The organism is Streptomyces sp. NPDC037288 (genome assembly GCF_055603265.1).
Genome location: NZ_JBVJVY010000043.1, coordinates 32,236 through 59,183, shown reverse-complemented (window position 1 = coordinate 59,183; position 26,948 = coordinate 32,236). Strand labels below are relative to the sequence as shown.

Genomic DNA, 26,948 nt, shown 5'->3' with positions numbered 1-26,948 from the left:
GCGCCGAGGTTGCCCAGTTTCGACATCGCTCAGGCCTCCTTCGGGTCGACAGAGCCGGCGGCAGGACCGGCGGGACGGCGGGTGCGGCGCAGCGGTGGCTTGGCACCCAGGCTCTTCGGGTCGAGGCCGGACCACTTGTGGCCGTTCGCGAAGAACGCGCGGCGGGCGAGGAGCGTCATCAGCGGCTTGGTGAAGAAGAAGACGACGACGACGTCGAGCACGGTGGTCAGGCCGAGCGTGAACGCGAAGCCCTGGACCTTGCCGACGGTCACGATGAACAGGACGGCGGCGGCGAGGAACGACACGAAGTCCGAGACCAGGATGGTGCGCCGGGCGCGCGGCCAGGCCCGCTCGACGGCGGGGCGCAGCGAGCGGCCCTCGCGGATCTCGTCCCGGATGCGTTCGAAGTACACGATGAACGAGTCCGCGGTGATACCGATGGCGACGATCGCACCACAGACGGCCGGCAGGTTCAGCGCGAAGTGGATGGCCGGGCCGAGCAGCGACATGATCACGTAGGTGAGGATCGCGGAGACCAGCAGCGAGGCCATGGCGACGACCGACAGGCCGCGGTAGTAGACCACCAGGTAGATCACGACCAGGGCGAGGCCGATCGCGCCGGCGAGCAGACCGGCGTGCAGCTGCTCACCGCCGAGCGCGGCGGTGACGGTGGTGACGGACTGCTCCTGGAAGGAGAGCGGCAGGGCGCCGTACGACAGCATGTTGGCGAGGCTCTGGGCGTCCTGCTGGGTGAAGCTGCCGGAGATCTCCGCCTGACCGCCGGTGATCGCGTTCTGCACGAACGGGCTGGAGACGACCTCGCCGTCGAGGACGATGCCGAACTCGTTCTGCGGGGGCTGGTTCTTCGCCAGCTGCCCGGTGATGTCCGCGAACTTCTTGGCACCGCCGGAGGTGAAGGTCATCTGGACCTGCCAGCCGGAGGCGCCCTGGGTGTCGAAGACGGCCTGTGCCTTCTTCACCTCGGTGCCGTCGACGGCGGCCGGGCCGAGCACGTACTTGTACCAGACCTTCTTGGTCTCACCGCAGGCGATCGTGGGCTCGCCGGGCTTGGCGGCGCCGCCGGCCTTGGCCCGCTCGGCGGGGTTGGTGCAGTCCAGGGCGGCGTACTGGGCCTGGAGCTTGGCGGCGGCCGAGTTGCCGGTGGCGGACCCGGACGGCTTGGCGGACGGCTTGGGGCTGCCGCTGGCGGACGCGCTCGGCGAGGGAGTGGAGCCGGCCTTCAGCGCGTCGGTGACGGCCCGGCCCTGGGAGGTCGCCGAGGCCGTCGGGGACGGGGAGCCTGAGGAAGACGAGGACGCCTTCTCCTTGGAGGAGGAAGAGGCAGAGGGGCTCGTGCCCGGGTTCGGCGAGGAGCCGCCGCTGGAGGACGCGCTCGGCGACGGGCTCTTCGAGCCGGGGACGCTGGGCTCGCTGGCCAGGACCGGGCGGAAGTACAGCTTGGCGGTGGTGCCGACCTGCTGCTGGGCTTCCTTGGAGTTGGTGCCCTTGGGGATGTTGACGATGATGTTGTCGTTCCCCTGGGTCTGCACCTCCGCCTCGGAGACGCCCAGGCCGTTGACACGGTTGTTCATGATGTCGACCGCGGTGGCCATGTTGGCCGGATTGATCGCGGACCCCTGGTCGGCCTTCGCCTTGAGCGTGATGCTCGTACCACCGGCGAGGTCGATACCGAGACGCGGAGTTTTGTTCCCGGAGAGGAACATGCCTCCGGTGAGCGCCACGATGGCGATCAGGATCAGGGCCAGCGAGCGTCCCGGCTTGCTCTGGGCACTCGCGCTCCGGCCCCTCTTAGGTGCTGCCACCTTCTCGTACTCCCTCTCGGGCCGCCCCGCGCCCGGTCGGCGCGGTCGGCCATGACATGGTGTCGGGCTGTTCCGTACGGGAAACAGACGCCCGGTGGTGCGCGGGGCGTGATTATGCCGCGTAGCGCACCACCGGGGCGTGACTACTTCGCGTCGGAGTCGCCGTCGGTCTTCTTCGGCTCGTCCTCCGCCTTGGCCTCGGCGGTCTCGGCCGCGTCGGTGTCGTCCTCGGCAGCGTCCTTCTTACCGAGGTCGACGGCCTTGTCGTCGGAGGCGGCGGCAGCGGGCGAGTCGGACTCTTCGCTCTCGGTGAGGGAGGAGGCGTCGTCCGGGACGATGTCGGCGTCGGACTTCAGGTCGTGCTCGATGCCGTGGACGATGCGGTTGTACTCGTCGTCGGTGAGGACGGCGCCGATCGCGTTCTTGGCGAAGAGGAGATCGACGCCCGGGCCGGCGTCGAGGAGGACCGTGTCCTCGTTGACCTCCTTGACCGTCGCGTACATCCCCCCGATCGTGCGGACACCGGAGCCGGGCTGCATCTCGTTCCGCATGTTGGCAGCCTGCTGCTGCTTCTTCTTGGCCGAGCGCGTCATCAGGAACATGGCCGCGATGAGCACGATGAATGGGAGAAGGGTAAAGGCATTCACGGGACGGAATTTCCTTCGCGCGACCGCGACGGAGAGCGGCCTGTTGACGGGGGTGTGGGTCGGCGCCACCCGCAAGGGCGGCATCGGCGGAGTCTAAGCGAGTCCGCGCGCATGGAACAACGCTCAGCATGGCACCTGGGTTCCTGCCCGTGCCAATGCCTCGGCCGTCACACATCCATCATGGGGCCGTCAGGTCCCGAACAGGTCCTGTTGTCCGTTTCCCCCGGTCGCCGCGCGGGGCGGGGTGAGGCCGAGGTGCGCCCAGGCGGCCGGCGTGGCGACCCGGCCGCGCGGGGTGCGGGCGAGCAGTCCCTCGCGGACGAGGAAGGGTTCGGCGACCTCCTCGACGGTCTCCCGCTCCTCCCCCACCGCGACGGCGAGCGTGGACAGGCCGACCGGGCCGCCGCCGAAGAGTTTCAGCAGGGCCTGCAGGACGGCGCGGTCGAGGCGGTCCAGACCGCGCGGGTCGACCTCGTAGACGGCGAGGGCTGCCGCGGCGATCTCGCGGGTGATCAGGCCGTCCGCCTTGACCTGGGCGTAGTCGCGGACGCGGCGCAGCAGGCGGTTGGCGATGCGGGGCGTGCCACGGGAGCGGCCGGCGATCTCGGCGGCGCCGTCCGGATCGATCTCGACGTCCAGCAGGTTCGCCGAGCGGTGGACGACCCGCTCCAGTTCGTGCGGCTCGTAGAACTCCATGTGCGCGGTGAAGCCGAAGCGGTCGCGCAGCGGGGGTGGCAGCAGGCCCGCACGGGTGGTCGCGCCGACCAGGGTGAAGGGGGGCAGTTCCAGGGGGATGGCGGTGGCGCCGGGTCCCTTGCCGACGATGACGTCGACGCGGAAGTCCTCCATCGCCATGTACAGCATCTCCTCGGCGGGCCGGGACATCCGGTGGATCTCGTCGAGGAAGAGGACCTCGCCCTCCTGCAGGGAGGAGAGGATCGCGGCGAGGTCGCCGGCGTGCTGGATGGCGGGGCCGGAGGTGATGCGGATGGGCGCGCCCATCTCGGCCGCGATGATCATCGACAGGGTGGTCTTGCCGAGGCCGGGCGCGCCGGACAGGAGCACGTGGTCGGCGGTGGCGCCACGCGCGCGTGCGGCCCGCAGGACGAGGTCGAGCTGTTCGCGCACCTTCTCCTGGCCGATGAACTCACCGAGGTCCTTCGGGCGCAGGGCGGCCTCGACGGCCTGGTCCTCCCGGTCGGCGGACGCACCGACGAGCCGCTCGGCGGCGGGGGTGTCGGTGGTGTCGTCCCAGTTCATATGCGTGTGCCTCGATCGTCGTGGGGTCAGCGGGCGCGGTTCAGGGTCTGCAGGGCGGTCTTCAGCAGCTGCCCGACCTGCGGATCTCCGCCCGCGGCCGCGGCCTGCGGCGTCACCGCGGCGACGGCCTCGTCGGCCTCCCGGGTGGCGTAGCCGAGGCCGATGAGGGCGGCGTGCAGCTGGTCGCGCCAGCCCTGGCCGACCGGGGCCCCGACCGCGGGGGCGCCGACGGGTTCGCCGAGCCGGTCCTTCAGTTCGAGGAGCAGCTTCTGGGCGCCCTTCTTGCCGATGCCGGGCACGGCGGTGAGGGCCTTCTCGTCAGCGGTGGCGACCGCGCGGCGCAGCGCGTCCGGGGTGTGCACGGCGAGCATCGCCTGGGCCAGGCGCGGGCCGACGCCGCTCGCGGTCTGGAGCAGCTCGAAGACCTGGCGCTCGTCGTCGTCGGCGAAGCCGTACAGGGTGAGGGAGTCCTCGCGCACGACCAGGGAGGTGTGCAGTTTGGCGGGCTGGCCCAGGCGGAGCGTGGACAGCGTGTTCGGCGTGCACTGGACGGCCATGCCGACGCCGCCGACCTCGACGACCGCGGCGTCGGGGGCGAGCGCGGCGACTGTGCCGCTGACGAAGGCGATCATGCCGTACGGCCTTTCGTTGCGTTGACGGTGTGGCGGGCGACCGCCTGCTGGAGCCGGTTCTGCGCGGGGGCGCGCCAGATGTGGCAGATGGCGAGCGCGAGGGCGTCGGCCGCGTCGGCCGGCTTCGGCGGCGCCGACAGCCGGAGCAGCCGGGTCACCATGGCTCCGACCTGTGCCTTGTCGGCACGGCCGGTGCCGGTGACGGCGGCCTTGACCTCGCTCGGGGTGTGCAGGGCGACCGGGATGCCGCGCCGGGCGGCACACAGCATGGCCACGGCGCTGGCCTGGGCGGTGCCCATCACCGTGCGCACGTTGTGCTGGCTGAAGACGCGCTCGACGGCGACGACCTGCGGCCGGTGCTCGTCCAGCCACTGCTCCAGGCCCTGCTCGACGGCGAGGAGGCGATGGCTGAGGTCGGCGTCCACGGGTGTCCGTACGACCCCCACGCCGAGCATGGTGAGCGGGCGGCCCGCGACCCCCTCGACGACGCCGACACCACACCTGGTCAGCCCCGGGTCCACCCCCAGTACACGCACCGCGCCCCTCCCTCCGCCGACTCGACCGGCTCCAGCCACCGCTGGGCGGTACCCCCAGTTCGTGCAGGCTATCGGGTGCCACTGACAACGCCGTGCACCGGCGCCCGGCACGGCGACGGGCCGACGGGTTGTCCCGTCGGCCCGTGAGAACCTGCGAAGCCCGCGACGGCGTTACGCGTCGACCTTCTCCATGATCTCGTCGCTCACGTCGAAGTTGGCGAACACGTTCTGCACGTCGTCGCTGTCCTCGAGCGCGTCGATCAGCTTGAAGATCTTCTTGGCGCCCTCCTCGTCCAGCTCGACCTGGACGGACGGGACGAAGCTCGACTCGGCGGAGTCGTAGTCGATGCCGGCCTCCTGCAGAGCGGTGCGGACCGCGACCAGGTCGGTGGCCTCGCTGATGACCTCGAAGGTCTCGCCGAGGTCGTTGACCTCCTCGGCGCCCGCGTCCAGCACGGCACCCAGGACGTCGTCCTCGCTCAGCTCACCCTTCGGGACGATGACGACGCCCTTGCGGCTGAACATGTACGACACGGAGCCCGGGTCGGCCATGTTGCCGCCGTTGCGGGTCATGGCGACGCGGACGTCGGAGGCGGCGCGGTTGCGGTTGTCGGTGAGGCACTCGATGAGCACCGCGACACCGTTCGGACCGTAGCCCTCGTACATGATCGTCTCGTAGTCGGCGCCGCCGGCCTCGAGACCACCGCCGCGCTTGATCGCGGAGTCGATGTTCTTGTTCGGGACGGACTGCTTCTTGGCCTTCTGGACGGCGTCGTAGAGGGTCGGGTTGCCGTCGAGGTCGACGCCGCCCATCCGCGCCGCGACCTCGATGTTCTTGATCAGCTTCGCGAAGAGCTTGCCGCGCTTGGCATCGATCACGGCCTTCTTGTGCTTCGTCGTGGCCCATTTAGAGTGGCCGGACATCTGCCTGTCTCCTTCGCGTAACCCGTCTATGAACGAACGCCAGAGATCCTACAAGGACTCCGCCGTCCCGTTGGCGCGCACCATGTCGACGAACAGGGAGTGCACACGGTGGTCGCCGGTCAGTTCCGGGTGGAACGACGTGGCGAGCGCGTTGCCCTGACGGACGGCGACGATGTGGCCGTCGTGCTCGGCGAGCACCTCGGTACCGGCGCCCACGGACTCCACCCACGGGGCGCGGATGAAGACGCCCTCCACAGGATCGCCCGGGATGCCCTTCACGTCGAGCGCGGCCTCGAAGGACTCGTTCTGGCGGCCGAAGGCGTTGCGGCGCACGATCATGTCGATGCCGCCGATGGTCTCCTGGCCCGAGCGCGGGTCGAGGATCTTGTCGGCGAGCATGATCATGCCGGCGCAGGTGCCGTAGACGGGCATGCCGCCCTGTACGCGCGCGCGGAGAGGCTCCATCACGCCGAAGAGGACGGCCAGCTTGGAGATGGTGGTGGACTCGCCGCCGGGCAGCACGAGGCCGTCCACCTCGGCGAGTTCCTCGGGGCGCCGCACCGGCCTGGCCACGGCGTCGGCCGCGGCCAGGGCGATGAGGTGCTCCCGTACGTCGCCCTGGAGGGCCAGGACGCCTATGACAGGAGTGTTCATGGGGTTCAGTACCTGAGGGTCCGTGAGGTCCGTACCGGTGGGCTTACCAGCCGCGGTTGGCGTAGCGCTCGGTCTCGGGGAGGGTGTCGCAGTTGATGCCGACCATGGCCTCGCCGAGGTTGCGGGACGCGTCCGCGATGATCTTCGGGTCGTCGTAGAAGGTGGTGGCCTTCACGATGGCGGCGGCACGCTTGGCCGGGTCGCCGGACTTGAAGATGCCGGAGCCGACGAACACGCCCTCGGCGCCGAGCTGGCGCATCAGGGCCGCGTCGGCCGGGGTGGCCACGCCACCGGCGGAGAAGAGGACCACCGGGAGCTTGCCCAGCTCGGCGACCTCCTTGACCAGCTCGTACGGTGCGCGCAGCTCCTTGGCGGCGGCGTACAGCTCGTGGTTGTCGAAGCCGCGCAGCCTGGCGATCTCGTTCTTGATCTGGCGCAGGTGACGGACGGCCTCGACGACGTTGCCGGTACCGGCCTCGCCCTTGGAGCGGATCATCGCGGCGCCCTCGGCGATGCGGCGCAGGGCCTCGCCCAGGTTGGTGGCACCACAGACGAACGGGGTGGTGAAGGCCCACTTGTCGGAGTGGTTGACCTCGTCGGCCGGGGTGAGGACCTCGGACTCGTCGATGTAGTCGACGCCGAGGGACTGCAGCACCTGGGCCTCGACGAAGTGGCCGATGCGGGACTTGGCCATGACCGGGATGGAGACGGCGTCGATGATGCCCTCGATCATGTCCGGGTCGGACATACGGGCCACGCCGCCGTCCTTGCGGATGTCGGCCGGGACCCGCTCCAGGGCCATGACGGCGACGGCGCCCGCGTCCTCGGCGATCTTCGCCTGCTCCGGCGTGACGACGTCCATGATCACGCCGCCCTTGAGCTGCTCGGCCATGCCGCGCTTCACGCGGGCGGTGCCGATCTCGGGAGCCTGGTTCTCGGTGGTGGACACGGGTGACCTCACTGATGGGAAAGAGGGTTTCTGCACCGACGAGGAAACGCGAGTGGACCAGGCCACAGCAAGGGCCAATGGCAAGCCGGTGGATCCTTTTCGTCCAGGGAGGGTTCTCCCGGGGTTCAGGAGACCCGCTCCACCAGGGCCGCAGGGGGCTCGTCGTCCATTTCGAAGGCCAGCGGGAAGGGGGCGTGGCCGGCCAGCCGGAACCAGCGGACCTTGCGGTGCTCGCGGAGCCTGCGGGCGGCGCCCACGGCGTCGTTGTGGAAGCGGCGGGCCATCGGGACCCGGCGGACGGCCTCGGCCAGCTCACGGGCCGCCGCCTCGCCGCCCGGGGCCTCACGTACGGCCTCCACCTGGGCCGGGTCCTCGAAGACCGCGCGCAGCGCCTGGCTCAGCTCGCTCTCGGCGACCTCCCGCTGCTCCTCCTCGGCCTGCCGGGCGGCGTGCGCGGCCTCGTACAGCACGATCGAGGCGGCCGGGTCGAGCACGCCCGAGGTGGCGAGTTCCTGCGTGACGGAGGCCCGCCGCAGCAGCTGTGCGTCGAGCGCGGCCCGCGCGGCGTCCATCCGCACGTGCAGCCGGTCCAGCCGCCCGGCGGTCCAGCTCAGGTACACGCCGATCGCGAGGAGCGCGACGAGGATCCAGATGAGGGTTGCGGTCACGGCGGAAGGCTATCGGCTGCCGGAACGCGCCCCGGCGCCGGTCACGGGCCGGTCCGGACGGCCGCAGCCTCAGTCACGGGCCAGCCCGAACCGCGCCCGCAAGCCCGTCGTCCGCTCGTCCGCGCCGACCGCCGCCGCGCCGGCCGTCACCGTCTCGTAGACGGACAGGATGTCCGCGCCGACCGTCGACCAGTCGAACCGCCGCACATGCGTGCTCCCGCGCTCGCGCAGCTCCTCGCGGCGCGCCGGGTCCTCCAGCAGCCGTACGGCCGCCTCGGCGAGCGCGTCGGCGTCCTCGTTGGCGAAGACCTCGCCGGCCTCGCCCTGGTCCAGGACCTGGACGAAGGCGTCCAGGTCGGAGGCGAGGACGGGAGCGCCCGCCGACATGGCCTCGACCAGGATGATGCCGAAGCTCTCGCCGCCGGTGTTGGGCGCGACGTACAGGTCGACGCTGCGCAGGAAGCGCGCTTTGTCCTCGTCGCTGATCATGCCGAGGAACTCGACGCGGGAGCGGAGCTCCGGGGGCAGGTCCTCGACGGCCGCCTCCTCGTCGCCGCGCCCGGCGACCAGCAGGCGGGTCTGCGGGCGGGCGGCGAGGATCTTCGGCAGGGCCTTCATCAGCACGGGCAGGCCCTTGCGGGGCTCGTCGATACGGCCGATGAACCCGATCGTGTCGCCCTGCCACCCGGGCTCGGGCTCGGCCTTGGCGAAGAAGTCGACGTCGACGCCGTTGGGGATGACCACCGCGTCCCCGCCGAGGTGCTCGACCAGGGTGCGGCGGGCGTACTCGCTGACCGCGATGCGTGCGCTGATCTTCTCCAGGGCGGCCTGCAGGATCGCGTACGCGGCGATCATCGCCCGGGAGCGCGGGTTGGAGGTGTGGAAGGTGGCCACGATCGGACCGGAGGCCGCCCAGCAGGTCAGAAGGCCCAGCGAGGGGGAGGTCGGTTCGTGGATGTGGACCACGTCGAAGGCGCCGTCGTGCAGCCAGCGCCGCACCCGCGCGGCGGAGAGGAAGCCGAAGTTGAGGCGGGCCACCGAGCCGTTGTACGGCACCGGGACCGCGCGGCCGGCCGAGACGACGTACGGCGGCAGCGGAGTGTCGTCGTCGGCCGGGGCGAGCACGGAGACGTCGTGGCCGAGGCGGAGGAAGTACTCGGCGAGGTCGCGGATGTGGAACTGGACGCCACCGGGCACGTCCCAGGAGTACGGGCAGACGATCCCGATTCTCACGAGGGTCCCTTCGCGGGGTCGAGGTCGGCGAGCCACAGCCGCTGGAGCATGTGCCAGTCCTCCGGATGGTCGGCGATCCCGGTGGCGAAGGCGTCGGCCAGCGCCTGTGTCATGACAGACGTCTTCTCGGTCCGCGTACCTGACTCGGGTACCTCGATCGGGGCGTGGACCTGGCCCTGCATGACGGGCGAGTCGTCGTACCAGAGGGTGACCGGCAGCAGCAGCGCGCCGGTCTGCTGGGCGAGCAGGGCCGGGCCCGCGGGCATCCGGGTCTTCTCGCCGAAGAAGTCGACCTCGACGCCGGAGGCGGACAGGTCGCGGTCGGCGACCAGGCAGACCAGGCCGCCGTCGCGCAGCCTTCGCGCCAGGGTGCCGAAGGCGGAGCCGCCGCTGTGCGGCAGGACCTCCATGCCGAGGCCCTCCCGGTAGGCGACGAAACGGTCGTACAGCGTCTCGGGCCTGAGCCGCTCGGCGACCGTGGTGAAGGGCGTCTCCAGCTTGGTGGTGACCCAGGCGCCGGCCAGGTCGTAGTTGGCCATGTGCGGCAGGGCGAGGATCACGCCACTGCCGGCTGCCAGCCCGTCGGTCAGGAGATGTATGTCCTTGGCGTCGAAGCCCGACTTCACGCGCTCGCGGCTCCAGGCCGGCAGCCGGAAGGACTCCATCCAGTAGCGCAGGTAGGAGCGCATGCCCGCGCGGGACAGCTCGCGCAGGCGCTCCGGGCCGGCGCCGGGCAGCACGCGCGCGTAGTTCGACTCCAGGCGCCGTACGCCCTTGCCGCGCTGCTTCCACGCGAGGTCGGCGATGCTCTGCCCGAGGCGGACCGCGACGGGTTCCGGGAGCTTCTTGACGGTGCTCCAGCCGGCGCCGTAGAGCGCGTCGGTGAGCCGTTCGGCGGCGCTCACTGCGCGGCCTCGGCGTTCTGCTGGGCCGCCGCCTCGGCCTCGGCGGACTCGCGGCGGACCGTGACGACCCGCTGGATCAGTGTGACGAGGCTGCCGACGGCGACGATCCACAGGGCGATCGGCAGCAGCCACTGGATGCCCGGCACACCGAACTTGTGCAGGCCGGCGAAACCGGCCGCGACCAGCGAGATCACCAGCCGCTCGGCGCGTTCGACGAGGCCGTTGACGGCGACCGGCAGCCCGATGGACTCGCCGCGCGCCTTGGTGTACGAGACCACCTGGCCGCTGGCCAGGCAGAAGATCGAGACGGCGCACAGGGCGTTGTCGTGTCCGTTGCCCGCGTACCAGAGCGCGAACCCGCCGAAGATGGCGCCGTCGGCGACCCGGTCGAGGGTGGAGTCCAGGAAGGCGCCCCAGCGGCTGGAGCGGCCCAGCTGGCGGGCCATGTTGCCGTCGACCAGGTCGGAGAAGACGAACAGGGTGATCACGACCGTGCCCCAGAAGAACTCGCCCCGGGGGTAGAAGACCAGCGCGCCCGCGACCACACCGGCCGTGCCGATGAGCGTGACCGTGTCGGGGCTCACGCCCCGGCGGATGAGAAACGCGGCGAACGGTGTGAGGACACGCGTGAAGAATGCACGCGCGTACTTGTTCAGCATGGCCTTCCCGACGGTCGGTGTCGCCGCGGCCCTGGTGGCCTCCGGCTGGCCCATCGTAGCCACGCGCGCACCTGCGTGACGGGCGGGCACCCGCAGCCCGTGGGGCGAACCGGCGTGCGCCGCCGCGCGCGGGCGTGCGGCGGCGCGATCGGCGACCGCGGCTGTCGTTCGTATGGACGCAACGTGACGGGAGTGGAAAGCTCGAATAACCGCGGGCGTCGCCGGAGCCGCCAGTGCACGCGGGTCCCGCGTGTCCGCGCCCACAGTGACCTCACCGTGCACGGGAGGCAGGATCATGGGCGACAAGACTCAGCCACACCACCCCGGGGCCGCCGGCAGGGCTCTGGAGGCCGACCGGCCCGCGTCCGTACGGAACGTGGTGCTGGTCGGCCACTCCGGTTCGGGCAAGACGACCCTGGTGGAGGCCCTCGCGCTGGCCGCGGGGGCGGTGAACCGGGCGGGCCGCGTGGAGGACGGCGGCACGGTCTCGGACTACGACGACATCGAGCACCGGCAGCAGCGGTCCGTACAGCTCTCCCTGGTGCCGGTCGAATGGGACGGCATCAAGGTCAACCTGCTCGACACCCCCGGATACGCGGACTTCGTCGGGGAGCTCAGGGCCGGTCTGCGGGCAGCGGACGCGGCCCTCTTCGTCGTCTCCGCCTCGGACGGCGTGGACGGTTCCACCCGGATGGTCTGGGAGGAGTGCGCGGCCGTCGGCATGCCGCGGGCCATCGTGATCACGCACCTGGAGGCCGCGCGCGCGGACTTCGAGGAGATGACGCAGATCTGCGCGGAGGCCTTCGGCGGCGACGACCCCGACGCCGTACTCCCGCTGTACCTGCCCCTGCGCGGCCCCGAGGGTCCCGACGGGCACGCGCCCGTGACCGGGCTGACCGGGCTGCTGTCGCAGAAGCTGTTCGACTACTCGACCGGCGAGCGCAAGGAGTCCGAACCCGGCGAGGACCAGCTGCCCGACATCGAGGAGGCCCGCAACCGGCTCATCGAGGGGATCATCGCCGAGAGCGAGGACGAGACCCTCATGGACCGCTACCTCGGCGGTGAGCAGGTCGACGTCACGACCCTGATCCAGGACCTGGAGCGGGCCGTCGCCCGCGGCTCCTTCTTCCCCGTCCTGGCCGCCGCCCCCGCCGCCGAGGGCGCCAAACAGGGCCTCGGCACGGTCGAGTTGCTGGAGCTGGTCACCGGCGGCTTCCCGACCCCGTTCGAGCACCCGCTGCCCGACGTCACGACCGTCGACGGCAAGCCGCGCGAGCTGAAGCCGTGCGACACCGCCGGCCCGCTGGTCGCCGAGGTGGTCAAGACCTCCTCCGACCCCTACGTCGGCCGGGTCTCGCTGGTGCGCCTCTTCTCCGGCACCCTGCGCCCCGACCAGACGGTGCACGTCTCGGGGCACGGGCTGGCCGACCGCGGCCACGAGGACCGCGACGTCGACGAGAAGGTCGGCGCGCTGTCCATGCCCTTCGGCAAACAGCAGCGCCCGGTGACGCACGCCGTCGCCGGCGACCTGGTGTGCGTGGCCAAGCTCGGCCGTGCCGAGACCGGGGACACGCTGTCCGCGAAGGACGACCCGCTGCTGATGGAACCCTGGCGGATGCCCGACCCGCTGCTGCCGCTGGCCATCCAGGCGCACAGCAAGGCCGACGAGGACAAGCTCTCGCAGGGTCTGTCCCGGCTGGTGGCCGAGGACCCGACGATGCGGCTGGAGCAGAACCAGGACACCCACCAGGTGGTCCTGTGGTGCCTGGGCGAGGCCCACGCGGACGTCGCCCTGGAACGGCTGCGCAGCCGCTACGGCGTCCAGGTCGACGTCGTCCCGCACAGGGTCTCCCTGCGGGAGACGTTCGCGAACAAGGCCACCGGGCGCGGGCGGCATGTGAAGCAGTCCGGCGGGCACGGGCAGTACGCCATCTGCGAGATCGAGGTGGAGCCGCTGCCGGGTGGCTCGGGCATCGAGTTCGTGGACAAGGTGGTCGGCGGCGCCGTACCGCGTCAGTTCATCCCGTCCGTGGAGAAGGGCGTGCGGGCCCAGGCCGCCAAGGGGGTCGCCGCCGGCTATCCGCTCGTGGACGTACGGGTCACGCTGCTCGACGGCAAGGCGCACTCGGTGGACTCCTCCGACGCCGCGTTCCAGACCGCGGGCGCGCTGGCGCTGCGCGAGGCCGCGGCGGACGCGAAGATCCATCTGCTGGAGCCGGTGGCCGAGGTGTCCGTGCTGGTCGGCGACGACTACGTGGGCGCCGTGATGAGCGATCTGTCCAGCCGGCGCGGCCGGGTGCTCGGCACCGAGCAGGTGGGCTCCGGGCGGACCGTGATCCGGGCCGAGGTGCCCGAGTTCGAGATCGGCCGGTACGCCGTCGACCTGCGCTCACTGTCGCACGGCACGGCCCGCTTCGACCGCTCCTACGCCCGGCACGAGCCGATGCCGCCTCAGATCGCCGAGCGGATCCGTGAACAGGCGGGTGACAACGGCTAGCTGACGGAGCGTCACCGGGCGCACAACCCGGCGCACGGGCGGGCGGCTTCGGCCGTCCGCCCGCGGACTGTCGGTGGCGGCGGATACGCTGATCGCAACGAGGGCCTGTTCAACAGGTGTGCGGAGCGAGGAAGTCGGGAAGGCCGCAGAAGCAAGGCCGGCGGCGATGGGGGCGGGAATGTCGTTGGGAACGGAGTGGGACGGGCCCCAGGTGCCCGTCTCGGGCGACGAGGGTCAGGCGGCGACCTCCGCACTGGCCTCCGCGGCGTACCGGGACAGCCCGATCGAGGAGATCAAGAAGGCCGACAACGAATGGCACCAGTCGACCGTCAAGGCCGGCAAGATCAAGCTGCTGAGGCCCAATCTGGGTGAGGCGTTCTCGCGGGCCGTGGTCGCCCGGATGATCACCCCCGGCCGCAAGCCGCTCATCCAGTCCTTCGGCTCCGAGCCGCAGTTCGTGGTCGAGCACTGCCTCGCGGCCAACAACATCCGCAGGGAGCGCGACAACCGCCTGACCGCCGTGACGGTCCTGTGCGGAGTGCTCTTCCTGCCCGGGCTGATCGCCTGGCTGCTCGTCTTCCAGCTGCGCATGTTCGTCGCCAAGCGTGACGACAGGCGGGCCGGGACGCTCGGCACCGTGTTGCTCCTCGGGGTCGGCGTACTCGCCGCGCTGTTCCTGATCAAGATGCCGTTCAGCGGCTTCTGGGCGTGGTATGCCCGGGCGTGCGTCGTGCTGCCCGTACTCGGCTGGTTCTGGGCCAAGCAGATCTGCGAACGCACGGCCAGGGATCTGCGGGCCCGGTGGGGCGGCCTGCTCTCGGGCACCAGCGTCGGCGCCAAGGTCCCCGAGGCCGTGCCGCGCGGACCCAACCAGACGGCGGCCGAGGAACTGCGCCAGTCACTGGCCCGGCTCAGCTCCGAGCAGCAGTCGAACTCGGTCTTCTACGCCGGCCCCAAGGGCATACTCGGCATGGGCACCCGCTGGGGTGCCTGGCAGCTCGCCGAGGACCTGGTTCCCGCCGACCCCACCCGGGAGATCCACCCCTTCCGCAGCTGGGACGTCGTACGCGCGATCCACGACCAGCTCGCCCTCCTGGAGCGCGGCCCGCTGAACACCGGCGGCTTCCCGAAGCCGTCGATACGGCACTGGATCGTCACCCCGATCGGCGAGAAGGCCGCGGAGGTGGCCCGGCCCGAGGGCACCGACGTCGAGGCCTTCCAGGTCAAGCCGCACGCCATACAGGAGATCTGCAACAAGCAGCAGTTCGGCAGCGGCGACCGGCACTATCTGGGCGTGCAGTGGACGCTGTGGGACGGGCAGCTGGTCCTCACCATGCTGATCACGGTGACGGTGCTGCACGAGACGCTGCGCATCGAGGTCACCGGCCATGCACTGGGACCGGTGAACCCGCTGTTCACCTCCAAGCCGGAGCCGCCGAGCAAGGAGGTCGCCAAGTCCCTCAAGCCCTGGGAGACGCGGAAGGTGATGCTGCCGCTGGTCACCACCGACGAGGTGGTACGGCTCGCCGCACGCGCCCCGCTGACCTGGTACCCGCCGCTGCTCAACTGGCTCGGCGGCTCGCTGGCCCTGCCGGAGCCGTTCGGTCTGCGGCACGCGTGGGCCGACCAGCCATGGCGGCACCGCTTCATGGCCGACGACGCGCTGCGCGCGGCCACGCCGGTCCTGCGGGTGGTCCACTCGGCGGCGATCAGGGTGCTGGGGGAGAACGGCGTGAACACGGAGAAGTTCGGCACGCGGTCGGGCATTCTCAGCGGACTGGTGCAGGACCCGACGCCGAGGAAGGCGGACTTGTACGACGCGTAGGCGGGCTGTTTATGCTGACCACGCCTCCGCCAGCATCTTCCGGGTGTCCCCCAGCAGCTGCGGCAGTACCTTCGTGTGGCCCACGACCGGCATGAAGTTCGTGTCGCCGCCCCAGCGCGGGACGATGTGCTGGTGGAGGTGGGCGGCGATGCCGGCGCCGGCGACCGTGCCCTGGTTCATGCCGATGTTGAAGCCGTGCGCGCCGGACGCGGTACGCAGGGCCGTCATCGCCTGCTTGGTCAGCTCGGCCAGCTCGGCGGTCTCCGGCCCGGTCAGCTCGGTGTAGTCGGCGACGTGCCGGTACGGCACGGTCATCAGATGGCCGCCGTTGTACGGGTAGAGGTTGAGGACGGCGTACACGTGCTCACCGCGCCGGACGATCAGTCCGTCCTCGTCGGACTTGGCCGGGATCGAGCAGAAGGGACAGCCGTCGTCGGCCCCCGGACCGGTCGGCTTGTTCTCGCCCTGGATGTACGCCATCCGGTGGGGCGTCCACAGGCGCTGGAACGCGTCCTGCGTCCCCACTCCGATCTGCTGCTCCGGCTCACTCGTCATGCTGTGCAGCATATGGCGTAGCCGCTGACGACGGGAAAGGCCCCCGGGAAGACGATCCCCGAGGGCCTTTTCCGAGACGGGTGGGTCAGAGGCGGGTGGGTCAGACCTGGACCCGGTCCTCCACGACCTTCGCGATCTTCGCGATGGCCTCGTCGAACGGGATGCCGTTCTCCTGGGAGCCGTCGCGGTAGCGGAAGGAGACCGAGCCGTTCGACATGTCCTCGTCGCCCGCGATGACCATGAAGGGCACCTTCTGCTTCTGGGCGTTGCGGATCTTCTTCTGCATGCGGTCCGAGGAGGAGTCCACCTCGACGCGCAGGCCCTTCTTCCTGGCCGCCGCCGCGAACTTCTCCAGGTACTCCACGTGCGCGTCGCCGATCGGGATGCCGAGCGCCTGGACCGGGGCCAGCCAGGCCGGGAAGGCGCCCGCGTAGTGCTCCAGGAGGACCGCGAAGAAGCGCTCGATGGAGCCGAACAGCGCGCGGTGGATCATGACCGGGCGCTGCTTGGAGCCGTCCGGGCCGGTGTACTCCAGGTTGAAGCGCTCCGGCAGGTTGAAGTCGAGCTGGATCGTCGACATCTGCCAGGTCCGGCCGATCGCGTCCTTGGCCTGGACGGAGATCTTCGGGCCGTAGAAGGCGGCGCCGCCCGGGTCGGGCACGAGGGGCAGGCCCTGCTTCTCGGCGACCTGGCGCAGCGTCTCGGTCGCCTCCTCCCATACCTCGTCCGAGCCGACGAACTTCTCGGGGTCCTTGGTCGACAGCTCCAGGTAGAAGTCGGTCAGGCCGTAGTCGCGCAGCAGGCCGAGGACGAAGGTGAGCGTCTTGTCCAGTTCCTCGGACATCTGCTCACGGGTGCAGTAGATGTGCGCGTCGTCCTGCGTGAAGCCGCGGGCACGGGTGAGGCCGTGCACGACGCCCGACTTCTCGTACCGGTACACGGTCCCGAACTCGAAGAGACGCAGCGGCAGTTCGCGGTAGGAGCGGCCGCGCGCGTCGAAGATCAGGTTGTGCATCGGGCAGTTCATGGGCTTGAGGTAGTAGTCCACGCCCTCGTCGAGCTGCATGGGCGGGTACATGCCCTCGGCGTACCAGTCCAGGTGCCCGGACGTCTCGAAGAGCTTCCCCTTCGTCGCGTGCGGGGTGTAGACGAACTCGTAGCCCTCTTCCTCGTGACGGCGGCGCGAGTAGTCCTCCATGACCCGGCGGACGATTCCGCCCCTGGGGTGGAAGACGGCGAGGCCGGAGCCGATCTGCTCGGGGATGGAGAAGAGGTCCAGCTCGCTGCCCAGCTTGCGGTGGTCTCGCTTCTCGGCCTCGGCGAGAAAGTCCAGGTACGCCTTCAGCTCGTCCTTGGACGGCCAGGCGGTGCCGTAGATGCGCTGGAGCATCGGGTTCTTCTCGCTGCCGCGCCAGTAGGCGGCCGCGTTGCGCATCAGCTTGAACGCCGGGATGAGCCGGGTCGAGGGCAGGTGCGGACCCCGGCACAGGTCCTTCCAGCACAGGTCGCCGGTCTTGGCGTCCAGGTTGTCGTAGATCGTCAGCTCGCCGGCGCCGACCTCGACGTCCGCGCCGTCGTCGTGCGACGCCGAGCCCTTGAGACCGATCAGCTCCAGCTTGTACGGCTCGGAGGCCAGCTCCTCACGGGCGGCCTCGTCGGTGACCACGCGGCGGGCGAACTTCTGCCCGCGCTTCTGGATCTCCTGCATCTTCTTCTCGATGGCCTTGAGATCCTCGGGCGTGAACGGCTTCTCGACGTCGAAGTCGTAGTAGAAACCGTCCTTGACGGGCGGGCCGATGCCCAGCTTGGCCTCGGGGAACAGCTCCTGCACGGCCTGCGCCATGACGTGCGCGGTGGAGTGGCGCAGGATGTTCAGGCCGTCCTCGGACGAGATCTCCACGCCCTCGACCTCGTCACCGTCGGACAGCTCGTGGGCGAGGTCCTTCAGCTCGCCGCCCACGCGCGCGGCGATGATCGAGCGCTCGCCCGCGAAGAGGTCGGCGGCCGTAGTGCCCGTCGTCACCACGCGTTCTTCCCGCTCGGAATCGCGTTGGATGATCACACGGACGTCTGACACCGGTCTCTCCTGACTGAAGGTGGGGTGCGGCGCCATACCAGGAGCGCGCGCACAGGCGATCGTACCGACCCGACGGCACCGACCGCTAAACGGTCACCCTCAGTCCCCGCCCCCTTACTCCCTCAGTCCCCGCCCCCTTACTCCCTCATTCCTCGTCCCCGTACGCGCCGGTGTCCCTGTCCCCGCACGCCTCCTCGAAGAAGTCGAGGTTCTCCTGCAGGGACTTCATCAGCCGGTCCCGCTCGCCCTCGTCCACCTGCACCGGTACGACCCCGGAGGCACCGGTGAGCCGGCGGAAGCCACCCCGGCGCTCCAGCCGGCCGTGCACCCGCACCGGGAGTCCGACGAGATGGGCGTGGCCTGCGATGCGGTAGTCCTCCTCGTCCAGGGTGACGCGGACGTGCGGCACCTCGGCGCCCGCGAGGACGCGCAGCCGTACCGTCCCCTCGCCGCCGGGTCCGGAGCGGCGCATGCGGACGACGGCGCCGGTGATCCGGACCGGCACGGAGGGTTCCTCGCGCAGATAGCGGGCGGCGGCCTCGCGCAGGACGGGCAGGTCCCCGGGCGAGAACTCGACGGGTTCGGCGGAGGGGGCGCAGCCCTCGGGGACACCGGCGCCGGGCGCCCAGGCGACGGCGATCCTGGCGCCCTCGGTGCCCCGCACGAGCGCGGCCAGCGCCTCGGTCAGTTCGCGGCTGACCCCGGCCTCGACGGCGCCGTCGAAGGCGTCCATGCCGCCGGTGGCCCGCTGGTAGTCGATGGCCTCGCGGGCGGCGTACAGGGCCTGGTGGAGACGGACGGCGAGGGGGCGGCCGGTGGGCACGGGCACGAACGCGGTGAGGTGGCGGCCCTCGGCGGCGGGGCCGACGAGGACGTCCTCCAGGAGCGCGGCGGCGGAGCGGCGGTGGCGGGCGCCGTAGTAGCCGGCACGCGCGTGTGTGGCGAGCGCGGCGGCGAGCAGCATCTGCCGGACTCCGGCGCGCAGTTGCTCGTCGGCCGTCCAGGGCGCGGCGCCCACCGGTCCGCTCGGGGTGTCGCGCCACCAGCGGATCTCGTCGCTGGGCACGGCGAGGGAGATCAGCACTTCGCGCGCGGCGGGGCTGTCGCTGCGGGCGAGGGCGTCCAGGGCCTCGCCGAGCAGGTCGTCGCTGTCCGGGAAGGCCCGGCTCTCCGGCACGAGGAGGCTGGTCCCGCCACCGCCCGGCCCCGGCGGGGTCCAGCGGCCGTACCGGCCCGCCGCTCCTCCGCGCCGCTGCCAGCCGTGCCGGTGCAGCAGGGCGCCGAGGACGGCGGGGTCGACCTGGGCGGGGTCGGGGGGCCGGTGCCAGGCGAGGTCGTCGGGGTGCGGCCGGACCGGGCGCGGCGGCTCCTCGTACGGACGGCTCCTCATGGCCTGCCTCCCGTCCCGACCCGCGTCATGATCTCGCAGAGCGCCCGGTCGTCGAAGATGCGCGCGGTCGGTATCCGCACGGTGGTCCGGTGCCGGCCGGTGACGGGGTGGCCGGCGAGGTTGACCCAGTAGCAGCAGTGCCTGAGATCGAGCCGGTCGTGGCTGGCACGCAGCCAGTCGTCCTGAGCGCGCGGGACGAGCATGACGACCAGGATCTTGTGCACCGAGACGGGTGTGCGGGCGAGCTTGCGCAGGTGGTCGTTGTCGAGGGTGAAGGAGAACGAGCGGCCCGGAGGGTTCGGCGCGACCTGGTACGTGGCCTTGAGCTGCACCTTGATGGTGACCTCGTCGTCGACGGTGTGTCCGGGCGCGCTGTGGCTGACGTGCCAGTCGATGCCGTTGTCCGGGAAGGGCTGGGACAGCGAGCAGCCGGCCGCGGCGGCGACCGCGTGCAGATAGCCGACCTGCAGTGTCTCCATGCAGGCGGTGGTGGCGAGCGTGCCGCGGAGGGTGCCCGTGCGATCGGGCAGCAGCCCGCCCCGCTCGGGCTGCAGAGTGGCCATGACCAACAGCCTTCCAAGCCAAGAGTTTCCCCGCTGAGGGCCGCTGAACTGCAAAGACCCGTACTCCTGTTGTCTCCTCCCGGCGTACGGCGCAAACGGCCCGGGTATCACCAAACGGGCAGAAGACGGAACGTCACCTGCCCTCGGTGAACAAGGAGTTGGGTTGGGATGACGTACTGGTACGAGGGGCCGCTGGCCGCCTTCGACACGGAGACGACGGGCGTGGACGTCGAGACCGACCGGATCGTGTCGGCCGCCGTCGTCGTCCAGGACGCGCCGGGGACCCGGCCCCGGATTTCCCGCTGGTTGGTGAATCCGGGGGTGCCGGTGCCCGAGGAGGCGACGGCGGTGCACGGGCTGACGGAGGAGCACCTGCAGCACAACGGCCGCTGGCCGGCGCCGGTGATGTACGAGATAGCCGAGCAGCTGGCGGAACACGCGGCGATGGGCCGCCCGCTCGTGGTGATGAACGCGCCGTTCGATCTCACCTTGCTGGACCGGGAGTTGCGCCGGCACCGGGCCTCGGCGCTGGACCGCTGGTTCGAGTCGGTGCCGCTGAGGGTGCTGGACCCGCGGGTCCTGGACAAGCACCTGGACCGCTACCGCAAGGGCCGCCGCACGCTGACGGACCTGTGCGAGCACTACGGCGTGACGCTGCAGGGCGCGCACGACGCGGGCGCGGACGCGCTGGCCGCCCTGGAGGTCGTACGGGCCCTGGGCCGCCGTTTCGCCACCCGTCTCGAACGCCTCTCCCCCGCCGAGCTGCACACACTCCAGGCCAACTGGCATGCGGCCCAGGCGCGCGGCCTGCAGGCGTGGTTCGCGCGCAGCGGGTCGGAGGAGATCGTCAACACGGACTGGCCCCTGCGGCCGGAGCTGCCGGCGGCGGCATGAGCCCGCGGAGCACGCAGAAGGCCGGTCCGCTGCTGCGGACCGGCCTTTCCCGGTGGGCGATACTGGGTTCGAACCAGTGACCTCTTCGGTGTGAACGAAGCGCTCTCCCACTGAGCTAATCGCCCGGGAACGCACTGAACAATACAGGTCCCGGCGCCCTTCGTTCAAACCGCTTCCAGGTGCCGCAGCAGCCCGCGCCGTCCGGCCCGCATCATCAGGCGGTGGTTGACGCGGAAGACGGGGCGGCCCGGTACCGCGAGCCGCCGGAGCAGCGCCTTGCGCACCCGGACCTCCTGGTCGTAGCGGGCCAGGGTCCCGGAGCCCTCGGCGGTGACCGTCCAGCGCGCCCAGCCCTCGATGTCACCGGACAGGGTGACCTCCAGCACACCGGCGTCGGGGTCGTGGCGGGTCCGGCGTGCGGTGAAGGTCATGGCGTAGGGCAGCACGGACCGGATGGTGAGGACGCCGGTGGCGTCGTTCAGCCGGATCACCGACCGCACCTGCGGCCACCAGCGGGGATAGTCCTCGGGCCGCTCCAGTACCGCGTACACGGCGGCGGGCGGCGCGGGCAGGGTCCACAGGCTGCGGAAGCGGTAGTGGGTCCAGTCCATGGGGGGAGTCTGCCCGTACCCGTGCCGTGCATAAATCTGAGTACGCGTACTCATGTGCCGCGCCCGGGCACCGGGCAGACTCAGGGAGCGAGCGCCGCCGCCCGTGCGACGGCGCTCCCCATCACCGGCTCACCGGCTACGGCATCCGTGGAGGGCGGTGTCGTTGCTGGACACCCGGCTCGCCTCGCTGCCTTCGGCCAGGGTGACCGGTCCGGTCAGCTTCTCGGTCTTCCGAGCTGTAGAACTTGGTCCAGGCGCGCTTGGCGAGGCTCGCGTCACCGGTCTGCACGGCGGCGTAGGCGTCCAGGCGTGAGTGGCCCTGGAAGAGCAGCATGGTGCCGAGGTCGGAGCCGCAACGTGCCTCCTGTTCGGCCTTGGTGGCGTTGAAGTAGCGGAAGCGGTAGAAGCGCCGGTAGGTGGTGTTGGCGATGCGCTGCTGTCTGGCGCTGTCGCCGAAGTGCCGCGCGCCACCCCGGGTGCGGCTCGACGCCGGCCTTCCGCAACACCTTTTTGTCGATGACGAGCGCCGTGGTGTTGGAACCGACGGGAATTCCGAGCTGCTTTCCGTCCGCCTCGCCCACCTTCGTCACCCCGTCCTGGAAGTGATCCAGGGTCAGATAGCTGGCCGCACCTGGAAGCTAAGGTCGAGGAGAATTCCTCGCTTGTCGTACTTCCGGAGAAAGGTGACGGCATTTTGGAAAACATCCTGGGGATTTCCGCCGGCGGCCTGGGTCTGGAACTTCTCCCAGAAGGACTGGGGCGCGGACAAGCACAGAGGGGTGGGACCAGGCGCAGCCGGGCAGGGGCTTGGCCGGGCGAGGGGTTCGAGGGGGGCCGGGGAGGGGGTCGCTCAGGCGTGGGCGGGGAGGGCGGCGAGCCAGTCGATCAGGATCCGGTTCGTCTCCTCCGGTCGCTCCTGCGGGACGAAGTGCCCGCAGCCGTCGAGGATGTGCGAGCCGCGGAGGCCGGGCAGGGTCTCGGGGTACGCCTCGACCGCGTCGGCCAGCCAGACGAGCGAGGCGTCCGCACCGCCGCCGATGAACAGCGACGGCCGCGTGATCGGGGCGCCCCGGTATCCGGCCAGGTCCGCCCAGTCCCGGTCCATGTTCCGGTAACGGTTCAGCGCCCCGGTCATACCGGTCCGTTCGAACTCCCCGGCCAGGAAGTCGAGGTCACCCTCGCCCAGCCAGGCCGGCAGCGGGCCGGTGGGGAAGCGTTCGCGCAGGGTGCCGCCGGGCCTGACGAAGTGTGGGTCGGGGGCGCCCGGGGCGGGCATCGTGTCCGCGGACAGGGCGGCGTAGAAGCCCGCGAGCCAGCCGCGCACATCGGGCTCGATCTCCGCCTCGGCCCGGCCCGGCTGCTGGAAGTACGCAACGTAGAACTCTTCCTCGCCCCCGCCCATCCGCGCGAAGACGTCGCTGGGCCGCGGGCCGCCGGGCGGGCGGTACGGCACGCCCAGCAGACCCACGGCCGGGAACACATCGGGCCTCGTCAGTGCGGAGGTGGCGGCGATCGTGGCGCCCCAGTCGTGGCCGACGACGACCGCGGACTCCTCCCCCAGCGCCTCCACCACGGCGACGTTGTCCGCGACCAGGTCGAGCATCCGGTACGCGTCCACGGCCGTCGGCCGGGAGGAGCGGCCGTAGCCCCGGACGTCGACGGCCACGGCACGGTAGCCCGCGGCGGCCAGGGCCGGCAGCTGGTGCCGCCAGGAGTACCAGGACTCCGGGAACCCGTGCACCAGCAGCACGAGGGGGCCGCGGCCCTGCTCGACCAGGTGGAGACGGCCGGCCGGTGAGGGGACCAGGTGGTGGACGGGCAGGGGGTGGGGCATGGCGGGCTCCTGGGGTTGGCTGGGCGGACAAGCGTGGGTATGCGCGGGGCTCGGCACGTGCGGGGTACGGCGTGGGGCTGCCGGGGGCGTGGCTCGTGCGGCGCGCGGGCGTGCGCGTGCCGGGAACGGGCGGCTGCGGGGTGGCGCCGAGCTCGACGCGGCCCTGGGGGACTGCTCGGTTCGCAGAACGTCTTTGGGGGCGGCCCAAGGCGAGAACAGCCTGTGGGGGCCGTGTGGGAGGGTGCCGGTCGGTGAGCGGCGCCCGGGTGGAGGGCGGCTGGGAGGGCGGTTCGGTGGAGTGATGTCGGCTGGGCGGTGGGCGCTGCGCAAGGGGGCCGACCGGCTCGTGCGGGGGCGGGTGCGGGTCGGCGTGTCGGTCGCGGGGCGGGCGGAGACGTGGCCGCGTATCCGCCGGAGTACGGCTCGTAGCCGGCTCGGTGATCGCTGGTCCCCGTGACGATGTTCCTGCGCCCGCCCGCCGCGCACGAGACTTGTTGCCGGTTCGGCAAAACAGGGCCACGCGTGTGCCGGAGGCGTCTGGCGCCGACCGCTCACCTCGGCGCCCCGAAGGGTCGGCCGGCGCCGGCCCCGGGAGTCGGGGTGCGTCGGCGGCGCCTCGGGTTCTTACACCAGGAGCCCGCCCGGGCATACGCCGACGGCCCACCTGCTGTCCTGCAGGTGGGCCGTCGGTCCGGTGGGCGATACTGGGTTCGAACCAGTGACCTCTTCGGTGTGAACGAAGCGCTCTCCCACTGAGCTAATCGCCCGGGCACAGGAAGAACATTACCCCATGTCAGGGGGTGCTTCCGACCAGGGGCCGAGGCGGCGGACGGCCGGTCGGCGGAGCCGGATCACTGATCCTGGATCTTCCACGGCAGGACGAGGCCGAACTTAAACGCGTAGACCCCCACCAGCGCGGCCACGATCACCAGCCCGACTACGGTAAGTGTGATGTTGCGCCGGCGCACCTCGGGGTCGAAGGCCCGCTGGGCGGCCTCGGTGACCTTGCGTTTGGTCCAGCGGAGCACGAGCTGCGCCCAGACGAACTCGGTCGCCCAGATCGCCATCCCGCCGAAGATCACCACCCAGCCGGGTCCCGGCAGCGGCAGCATGACGATGCCGGCGGCGACGACCGCGAGGCCGACCACGAAGACGCCGACCTGCCAGCTCAGATGCAGCAGCCGGCGTGCCTTGATGAATTCCGGCGCCCGGGAGCCGAGCCCGCCGCCGTCCTCGCGCCCGGCTTCCTGCCCGGCTTGCTTCCGGTCCGCCTTCGCCTTGTCCGCCGCCACGGCAACCTCGCCCGGCTCGTCACTCCCCGTATTCATACAGACAAACCCTACCGGAGTGAATCCGGTCACTGGAATGGACGTAGGTCTCGTACGAGTTCTCGGCCGGAAGAGTTACGTAAAGACACGCAAAACCCTCAGAGGGGTTTACAACGGCATCGTAGGTGGCATGTCGATTTCGCCGACGTGCGAATCCCCGAGCGCACACTGAGCGAAAGGCCCTGGCGCTTATGAACACCACGGTCAGCTGCGAGCTGCACCTGCGCCTCGTTGTGTCGAGCGAGTCCTCCCTGCCTGTCCCCGCAGGCCTGCGGTACGACACGGCCGACCCCTACGCCGTGCACGCCACCTTCCACACCGGAGCCGAGGAGACCGTCGAGTGGGTGTTCGCCCGTGACCTCCTCGCCGAGGGGCTCCACCGGCCCACCGGCACCGGCGACGTCCGTGTCTGGCCGTCGCGCAGCCATGGTCAGGGCGTCGTGTGCATCGCCCTCAGCTCCCCGGAGGGGGAGGCCTTGCTCGAGGCCCCGGCGCGGGCCCTGGAGTCCTTCCTGAAGCGAACCGACGCCGCCGTGCCGCCCGGCACGGAACACCGCCACTTCGACCTGGATCAGGAGCTCTCGCACATCCTGGCGGAGAGCTAGGTCGCGGCCTCCGAAAGCAGCCCGGCGCCGTCCACTCGGGGAGACGGCTCGGGCCAAGACAACCGCATACGGCACGGAACGGCGCCGTCACCGTGAGCGCTCACGGGGCGGCGTCGGCCTGTGCGCGCCCGGCCAGCGCGGGAACCGCCGCGGGCACGGCGGCGTTCTACCGGCAAGCGAGTCGGGCGGCGGACGGTGCGGCGGGCGGGGTTGTCGCTACCATCGGCCAGCATCGGCGGGCGTCCGCCCGACCCCCAGGCCAGGGAGCGAAACGTGCTGATCACCCACGACACCCGGTGCGCCCTCGACACCGTGGTCGATCTGGTGAACACCGCGCCGGAGGACGACGCGGCGGCCGACGGACTGCCCGACGTCCCGGCTCTCGCGGATTTCGTACGAAACCACGAGATCAGCGATGTCGGCGTACTGTCGGAGTTCGACCTCTCGGCGGTGCGCAGGGTCCGGGGCCGCTTCGCGGCGATCTTCGCCGCGCCGGACGCCCGCTCCGCCGCTGGGCAGATCAACGAGTTGGTCGCCGCCGCGGGCACCACCCCCCGCCTGACCGACCACGACGGCTACGACTGGCATGTGCACTACTTCGCGCCCGGCGCCTCCGTGGCCGACCATCTCGCCGCCGACTGCGGGATGGCACTCGCCTTCTTCGTGGTGGCCGGGGAGCAGGAACGGCTGCGGCGCTGCGAGGCTCCGGACTGCCGGCGCGCCTTCGTCGACCTCTCCCGCAACCGCTCCCGCCGCTACTGCGACAGCCGCACCTGCGGGAACCGGCTGCACGTCGCCGCCTACCGGGCCCGCCGGAAGGAAGCGACGGGGTGATCGCCGGGGGAGCGCCGCAGGGGAACCCGGGGGACCCCAGCGCGGCCGAGCCTGCGTGAAGATCGAGCCCCGCGCCCCCAGGGAGGTGCACCGCCGTCGGCCGCGCGGGCCGGGCCGGAGCGACGTCGGCCCCGGCGGGTGGCGCCGGGACGGACGTGTACGGCTCACAGCAACAGCAGGTCGTGCAGCGCAGCCATGAGGAGCAGACACCCGATCACCGCAAGGAAGATCATCAGCGGTGGCTGGGATAGGGCGAAGAGGCACCCGCGCGGCTCGTCCTTCGGCGGCGCGGCCTCGCTCTCTGTGTCCAGCATCTCGCGGCCGATGATGGCGCAGAACAGACCCCCCGCGCGATCAACACGCTCGCGATATGCGGGAGTTACCGCATTCCGCACCGTCTCGTCCGACTTGATTCGGCTTGTGAACGGTTCCGGACCTCCGCGCGACGCTCTGTGTCGTTTCAGCCCGCAGGCGCCTTCGGGGCCGTGACGTCCCCGCGGCGGCACGCTGCCGTCATATGCCGTGCTTCTTGAGGATGGCCTCGATGTCGCTGAAGTCGTCCCCGGAGCCGGTGGCGCGCGGGGCAGTGGCGCGCGGGGCGGCGGCGGACCCGGTCGCGGGCCGGGGGCCCGCGCCCAGGGAGGGTGCGGAGGCCTCGGGGGCCACGGCCTCGGCGTGGTCGCCGCGGGCCGCTCTGCGCTGGGCGGGGGTGCCGCCGCGCCGGCGTTCGACCGCGCGGGTCCCCGCGAACAGGAGCCAGGCCGCGCCCAGCACCCCGAAGCCGGCCCAGGCGGTGGGACTGAAGGCGGTGTCGCCGAGCCAGCCGACGAGCCCGGTCATCACCAGGCCGACCGGCACCAGCGAGTAGGCCGCGAGGCGGGCCGCCGCGAGGAAACGCTTGCGGTAGGCCGTGACCACCGCGATACCCAGGCCCGCCGCGGACACGGCGGAACAGACGGTCTCGGCAATCATCCGGTCCTCCTGGCGGCTCGGTCGGGTGGAAGGCGCGCGGTGCGCGGACGCGGCACACCCGCCCGGCACACCG

26 protein-coding genes, 2 tRNA genes and 2 pseudogenes are annotated in these 26,948 nt (G+C 71.2%); 5 read left to right on the top strand and 25 right to left on the bottom strand.

The window, feature by feature from the left end; translation table 11 throughout:
- Positions 1–29 precede the first annotated feature (29 nt).
- The 12 genes from secD to pgsA form a co-directional block, all read right to left on the bottom strand.
- Positions 30–1,823, bottom strand: coding sequence for a protein translocase subunit SecD (gene secD, locus ACZ7GZ_RS34370; protein ID WP_471030315.1), 1,794 nt, complete (start codon positions 1,821–1,823; stop codon positions 30–32).
- Between the two features lie 143 nt (positions 1,824–1,966).
- Positions 1,967–2,470, bottom strand: coding sequence for a preprotein translocase subunit YajC (gene yajC, locus ACZ7GZ_RS34365; protein ID WP_471030314.1), 504 nt, complete (start codon positions 2,468–2,470; stop codon positions 1,967–1,969).
- Between the two features lie 189 nt (positions 2,471–2,659).
- Positions 2,660–3,730 (bottom strand): Holliday junction branch migration DNA helicase RuvB, encoded by a 1,071-nt coding sequence (ruvB, locus tag ACZ7GZ_RS34360; protein ID WP_471030312.1) that lies wholly within the window; start codon positions 3,728–3,730, stop codon positions 2,660–2,662.
- Between the two features lie 26 nt (positions 3,731–3,756).
- Positions 3,757–4,362, bottom strand: coding sequence for a Holliday junction branch migration protein RuvA (gene ruvA, locus ACZ7GZ_RS34355; protein WP_471030309.1), 606 nt, complete (start codon positions 4,360–4,362; stop codon positions 3,757–3,759).
- Complete coding sequence (ruvC, locus tag ACZ7GZ_RS34350; protein ID WP_471030307.1) at positions 4,359–4,898, bottom strand: crossover junction endodeoxyribonuclease RuvC; 540 nt, start codon at positions 4,896–4,898, stop codon at positions 4,359–4,361. The genes ruvA and ruvC overlap by 4 nt, the downstream gene beginning before the upstream one ends.
- Before the next feature lie 171 nt (positions 4,899–5,069).
- Complete coding sequence (locus tag ACZ7GZ_RS34345; RefSeq protein ID WP_361692804.1) at positions 5,070–5,822, bottom strand: YebC/PmpR family DNA-binding transcriptional regulator; 753 nt, start codon at positions 5,820–5,822, stop codon at positions 5,070–5,072.
- A 48-nt stretch (positions 5,823–5,870) separates the two neighbouring features.
- On the bottom strand, positions 5,871–6,476 hold the full coding sequence (gene pdxT / locus ACZ7GZ_RS34340) for a pyridoxal 5'-phosphate synthase glutaminase subunit PdxT (protein ID WP_471030305.1): 606 nt from the start codon (positions 6,474–6,476) through the stop codon (positions 5,871–5,873).
- 43 nt (positions 6,477–6,519) lie between these two features.
- Positions 6,520–7,425, bottom strand: a complete 906-nt coding sequence (gene pdxS, locus ACZ7GZ_RS34335) for a pyridoxal 5'-phosphate synthase lyase subunit PdxS (protein WP_471030303.1) — start codon at positions 7,423–7,425, stop codon at positions 6,520–6,522.
- A gap of 125 nt (positions 7,426–7,550) precedes the next feature.
- Positions 7,551–8,093: a LemA family protein gene (locus tag ACZ7GZ_RS34330; protein ID WP_471030301.1), complete on the bottom strand. Its 543-nt coding sequence runs from the start codon at positions 8,091–8,093 to the stop codon at positions 7,551–7,553.
- A 69-nt stretch (positions 8,094–8,162) separates the two neighbouring features.
- Complete coding sequence (locus ACZ7GZ_RS34325) at positions 8,163–9,326, bottom strand: glycosyltransferase family 4 protein (protein ID WP_471030299.1); 1,164 nt, start codon at positions 9,324–9,326, stop codon at positions 8,163–8,165.
- Positions 9,323–10,231, bottom strand: coding sequence for a phosphatidylinositol mannoside acyltransferase (locus ACZ7GZ_RS34320; protein WP_471030296.1), 909 nt, complete (start codon positions 10,229–10,231; stop codon positions 9,323–9,325). Before ACZ7GZ_RS34320 ends, ACZ7GZ_RS34325 begins: the two co-directional genes overlap by 4 nt.
- Positions 10,228–10,944: a phosphatidylinositol phosphate synthase gene (pgsA, locus tag ACZ7GZ_RS34315; RefSeq protein WP_471030321.1), complete on the bottom strand. Its 717-nt coding sequence runs from the start codon at positions 10,942–10,944 to the stop codon at positions 10,228–10,230. Before pgsA ends, ACZ7GZ_RS34320 begins: the two co-directional genes overlap by 4 nt.
- Positions 10,945–11,185: 241 nt before the next feature.
- Between pgsA and ACZ7GZ_RS34310 the strand changes: the two genes are divergently transcribed.
- Both ACZ7GZ_RS34310 and ACZ7GZ_RS34305 read left to right on the top strand, forming a co-directional pair.
- Positions 11,186–13,387, top strand: a complete 2,202-nt coding sequence (locus ACZ7GZ_RS34310; protein ID WP_471030295.1) for an elongation factor G-like protein EF-G2 — start codon at positions 11,186–11,188, stop codon at positions 13,385–13,387.
- Between the two features lie 178 nt (positions 13,388–13,565).
- A complete protein-coding gene (locus tag ACZ7GZ_RS34305) occupies positions 13,566–15,212 on the top strand; it encodes a hypothetical protein (protein WP_471030293.1) in 1,647 nt (548 codons plus the stop codon).
- 9 nt (positions 15,213–15,221) lie between these two features.
- Here the strand turns inward: ACZ7GZ_RS34305 and ACZ7GZ_RS34300 are convergent, their stop codons facing one another.
- The 4 genes from ACZ7GZ_RS34300 to ACZ7GZ_RS34285 form a co-directional block, all read right to left on the bottom strand.
- On the bottom strand, positions 15,222–15,779 hold the full coding sequence (locus ACZ7GZ_RS34300) for an HIT family protein (protein ID WP_471030291.1): 558 nt from the start codon (positions 15,777–15,779) through the stop codon (positions 15,222–15,224).
- An 88-nt stretch (positions 15,780–15,867) separates the two neighbouring features.
- Positions 15,868–17,844 carry a threonine--tRNA ligase gene (gene thrS / locus ACZ7GZ_RS34295; protein WP_471030290.1) on the bottom strand — a complete coding sequence of 659 codons (1,977 nt, stop codon included), beginning with the start codon at positions 17,842–17,844 and terminating at the stop codon, positions 15,868–15,870.
- 145 nt (positions 17,845–17,989) lie between these two features.
- Positions 17,990–19,234 carry a hypothetical protein gene (locus ACZ7GZ_RS34290; RefSeq protein ID WP_471030288.1) on the bottom strand — a complete coding sequence of 415 codons (1,245 nt, stop codon included), beginning with the start codon at positions 19,232–19,234 and terminating at the stop codon, positions 17,990–17,992.
- Complete coding sequence (locus ACZ7GZ_RS34285) at positions 19,231–19,797, bottom strand: DUF4365 domain-containing protein (RefSeq protein WP_471030287.1); 567 nt, start codon at positions 19,795–19,797, stop codon at positions 19,231–19,233. The genes ACZ7GZ_RS34290 and ACZ7GZ_RS34285 overlap by 4 nt, the downstream gene beginning before the upstream one ends.
- Before the next feature lie 168 nt (positions 19,798–19,965).
- On the opposite strand from ACZ7GZ_RS34285, the gene ACZ7GZ_RS34280 reads away from it, so the two are divergent.
- Positions 19,966–20,691, top strand: a complete 726-nt coding sequence (locus ACZ7GZ_RS34280) for an exonuclease domain-containing protein (protein ID WP_471030284.1) — start codon at positions 19,966–19,968, stop codon at positions 20,689–20,691.
- Between the two features lie 53 nt (positions 20,692–20,744).
- Here ACZ7GZ_RS34280 and ACZ7GZ_RS34275 read toward each other — a convergent pair.
- The 7 genes and pseudogenes from ACZ7GZ_RS34275 to ACZ7GZ_RS34245 all read right to left on the bottom strand — a co-directional run bounded on the left by ACZ7GZ_RS34275 (position 20,745) and on the right by ACZ7GZ_RS34245 (position 24,464).
- A tRNA-Val gene (locus ACZ7GZ_RS34275) sits at positions 20,745–20,816 on the bottom strand.
- 39 nt (positions 20,817–20,855) lie between these two features.
- The gene (locus ACZ7GZ_RS34270; RefSeq protein WP_471030283.1) at positions 20,856–21,302 is read right to left on the bottom strand and encodes an SRPBCC family protein; all 447 of its coding nucleotides are present in this window, start codon (positions 21,300–21,302) and stop codon (positions 20,856–20,858) included.
- Between the two features lie 129 nt (positions 21,303–21,431).
- A pseudogene (locus ACZ7GZ_RS34265) lies at positions 21,432–21,696 on the bottom strand (exo-rhamnogalacturonan lyase family protein); the annotation flags it as partial.
- A 73-nt stretch (positions 21,697–21,769) separates the two neighbouring features.
- Positions 21,770–22,056, bottom strand: a pseudogene (locus tag ACZ7GZ_RS34260) (extracellular solute-binding protein); the annotation flags it as partial.
- Between the two features lie 96 nt (positions 22,057–22,152).
- Entirely contained in the window at positions 22,153–23,136 is a 984-nt protein-coding gene (locus ACZ7GZ_RS34255) for an alpha/beta fold hydrolase (protein ID WP_471030282.1), read from the bottom strand.
- 695 nt (positions 23,137–23,831) lie between these two features.
- Positions 23,832–23,903, bottom strand: a tRNA-Val gene (locus ACZ7GZ_RS34250).
- Between the two features lie 84 nt (positions 23,904–23,987).
- Positions 23,988–24,464, bottom strand: a complete 477-nt coding sequence (locus ACZ7GZ_RS34245) for a TIGR02611 family protein (RefSeq protein WP_471030318.1) — start codon at positions 24,462–24,464, stop codon at positions 23,988–23,990.
- A gap of 191 nt (positions 24,465–24,655) precedes the next feature.
- Here ACZ7GZ_RS34245 and ACZ7GZ_RS34240 point away from each other — a divergent pair, with 191 nt between their 5' ends.
- Positions 24,656–25,069, top strand: a complete 414-nt coding sequence (locus tag ACZ7GZ_RS34240; RefSeq protein WP_004002642.1) for an SsgA family sporulation/cell division regulator — start codon at positions 24,656–24,658, stop codon at positions 25,067–25,069.
- Positions 25,070–25,342: 273 nt separating this feature from the next.
- Positions 25,343–25,903 (top strand): CGNR zinc finger domain-containing protein, encoded by a 561-nt coding sequence (locus tag ACZ7GZ_RS34235; RefSeq protein ID WP_471030280.1) that lies wholly within the window; start codon positions 25,343–25,345, stop codon positions 25,901–25,903.
- A gap of 164 nt (positions 25,904–26,067) precedes the next feature.
- On the opposite strand, the gene ACZ7GZ_RS34230 is transcribed toward ACZ7GZ_RS34235, so the two are convergent.
- Both ACZ7GZ_RS34230 and ACZ7GZ_RS34225 read right to left on the bottom strand, forming a co-directional pair.
- Complete coding sequence (locus tag ACZ7GZ_RS34230) at positions 26,068–26,217, bottom strand: hypothetical protein (protein WP_023552049.1); 150 nt, start codon at positions 26,215–26,217, stop codon at positions 26,068–26,070.
- Positions 26,218–26,416: 199 nt separating this feature from the next.
- Complete coding sequence (locus ACZ7GZ_RS34225) at positions 26,417–26,875, bottom strand: hypothetical protein (RefSeq protein ID WP_471030278.1); 459 nt, start codon at positions 26,873–26,875, stop codon at positions 26,417–26,419.
- Between the last annotated feature and the right edge of the window lie 73 nt (positions 26,876–26,948).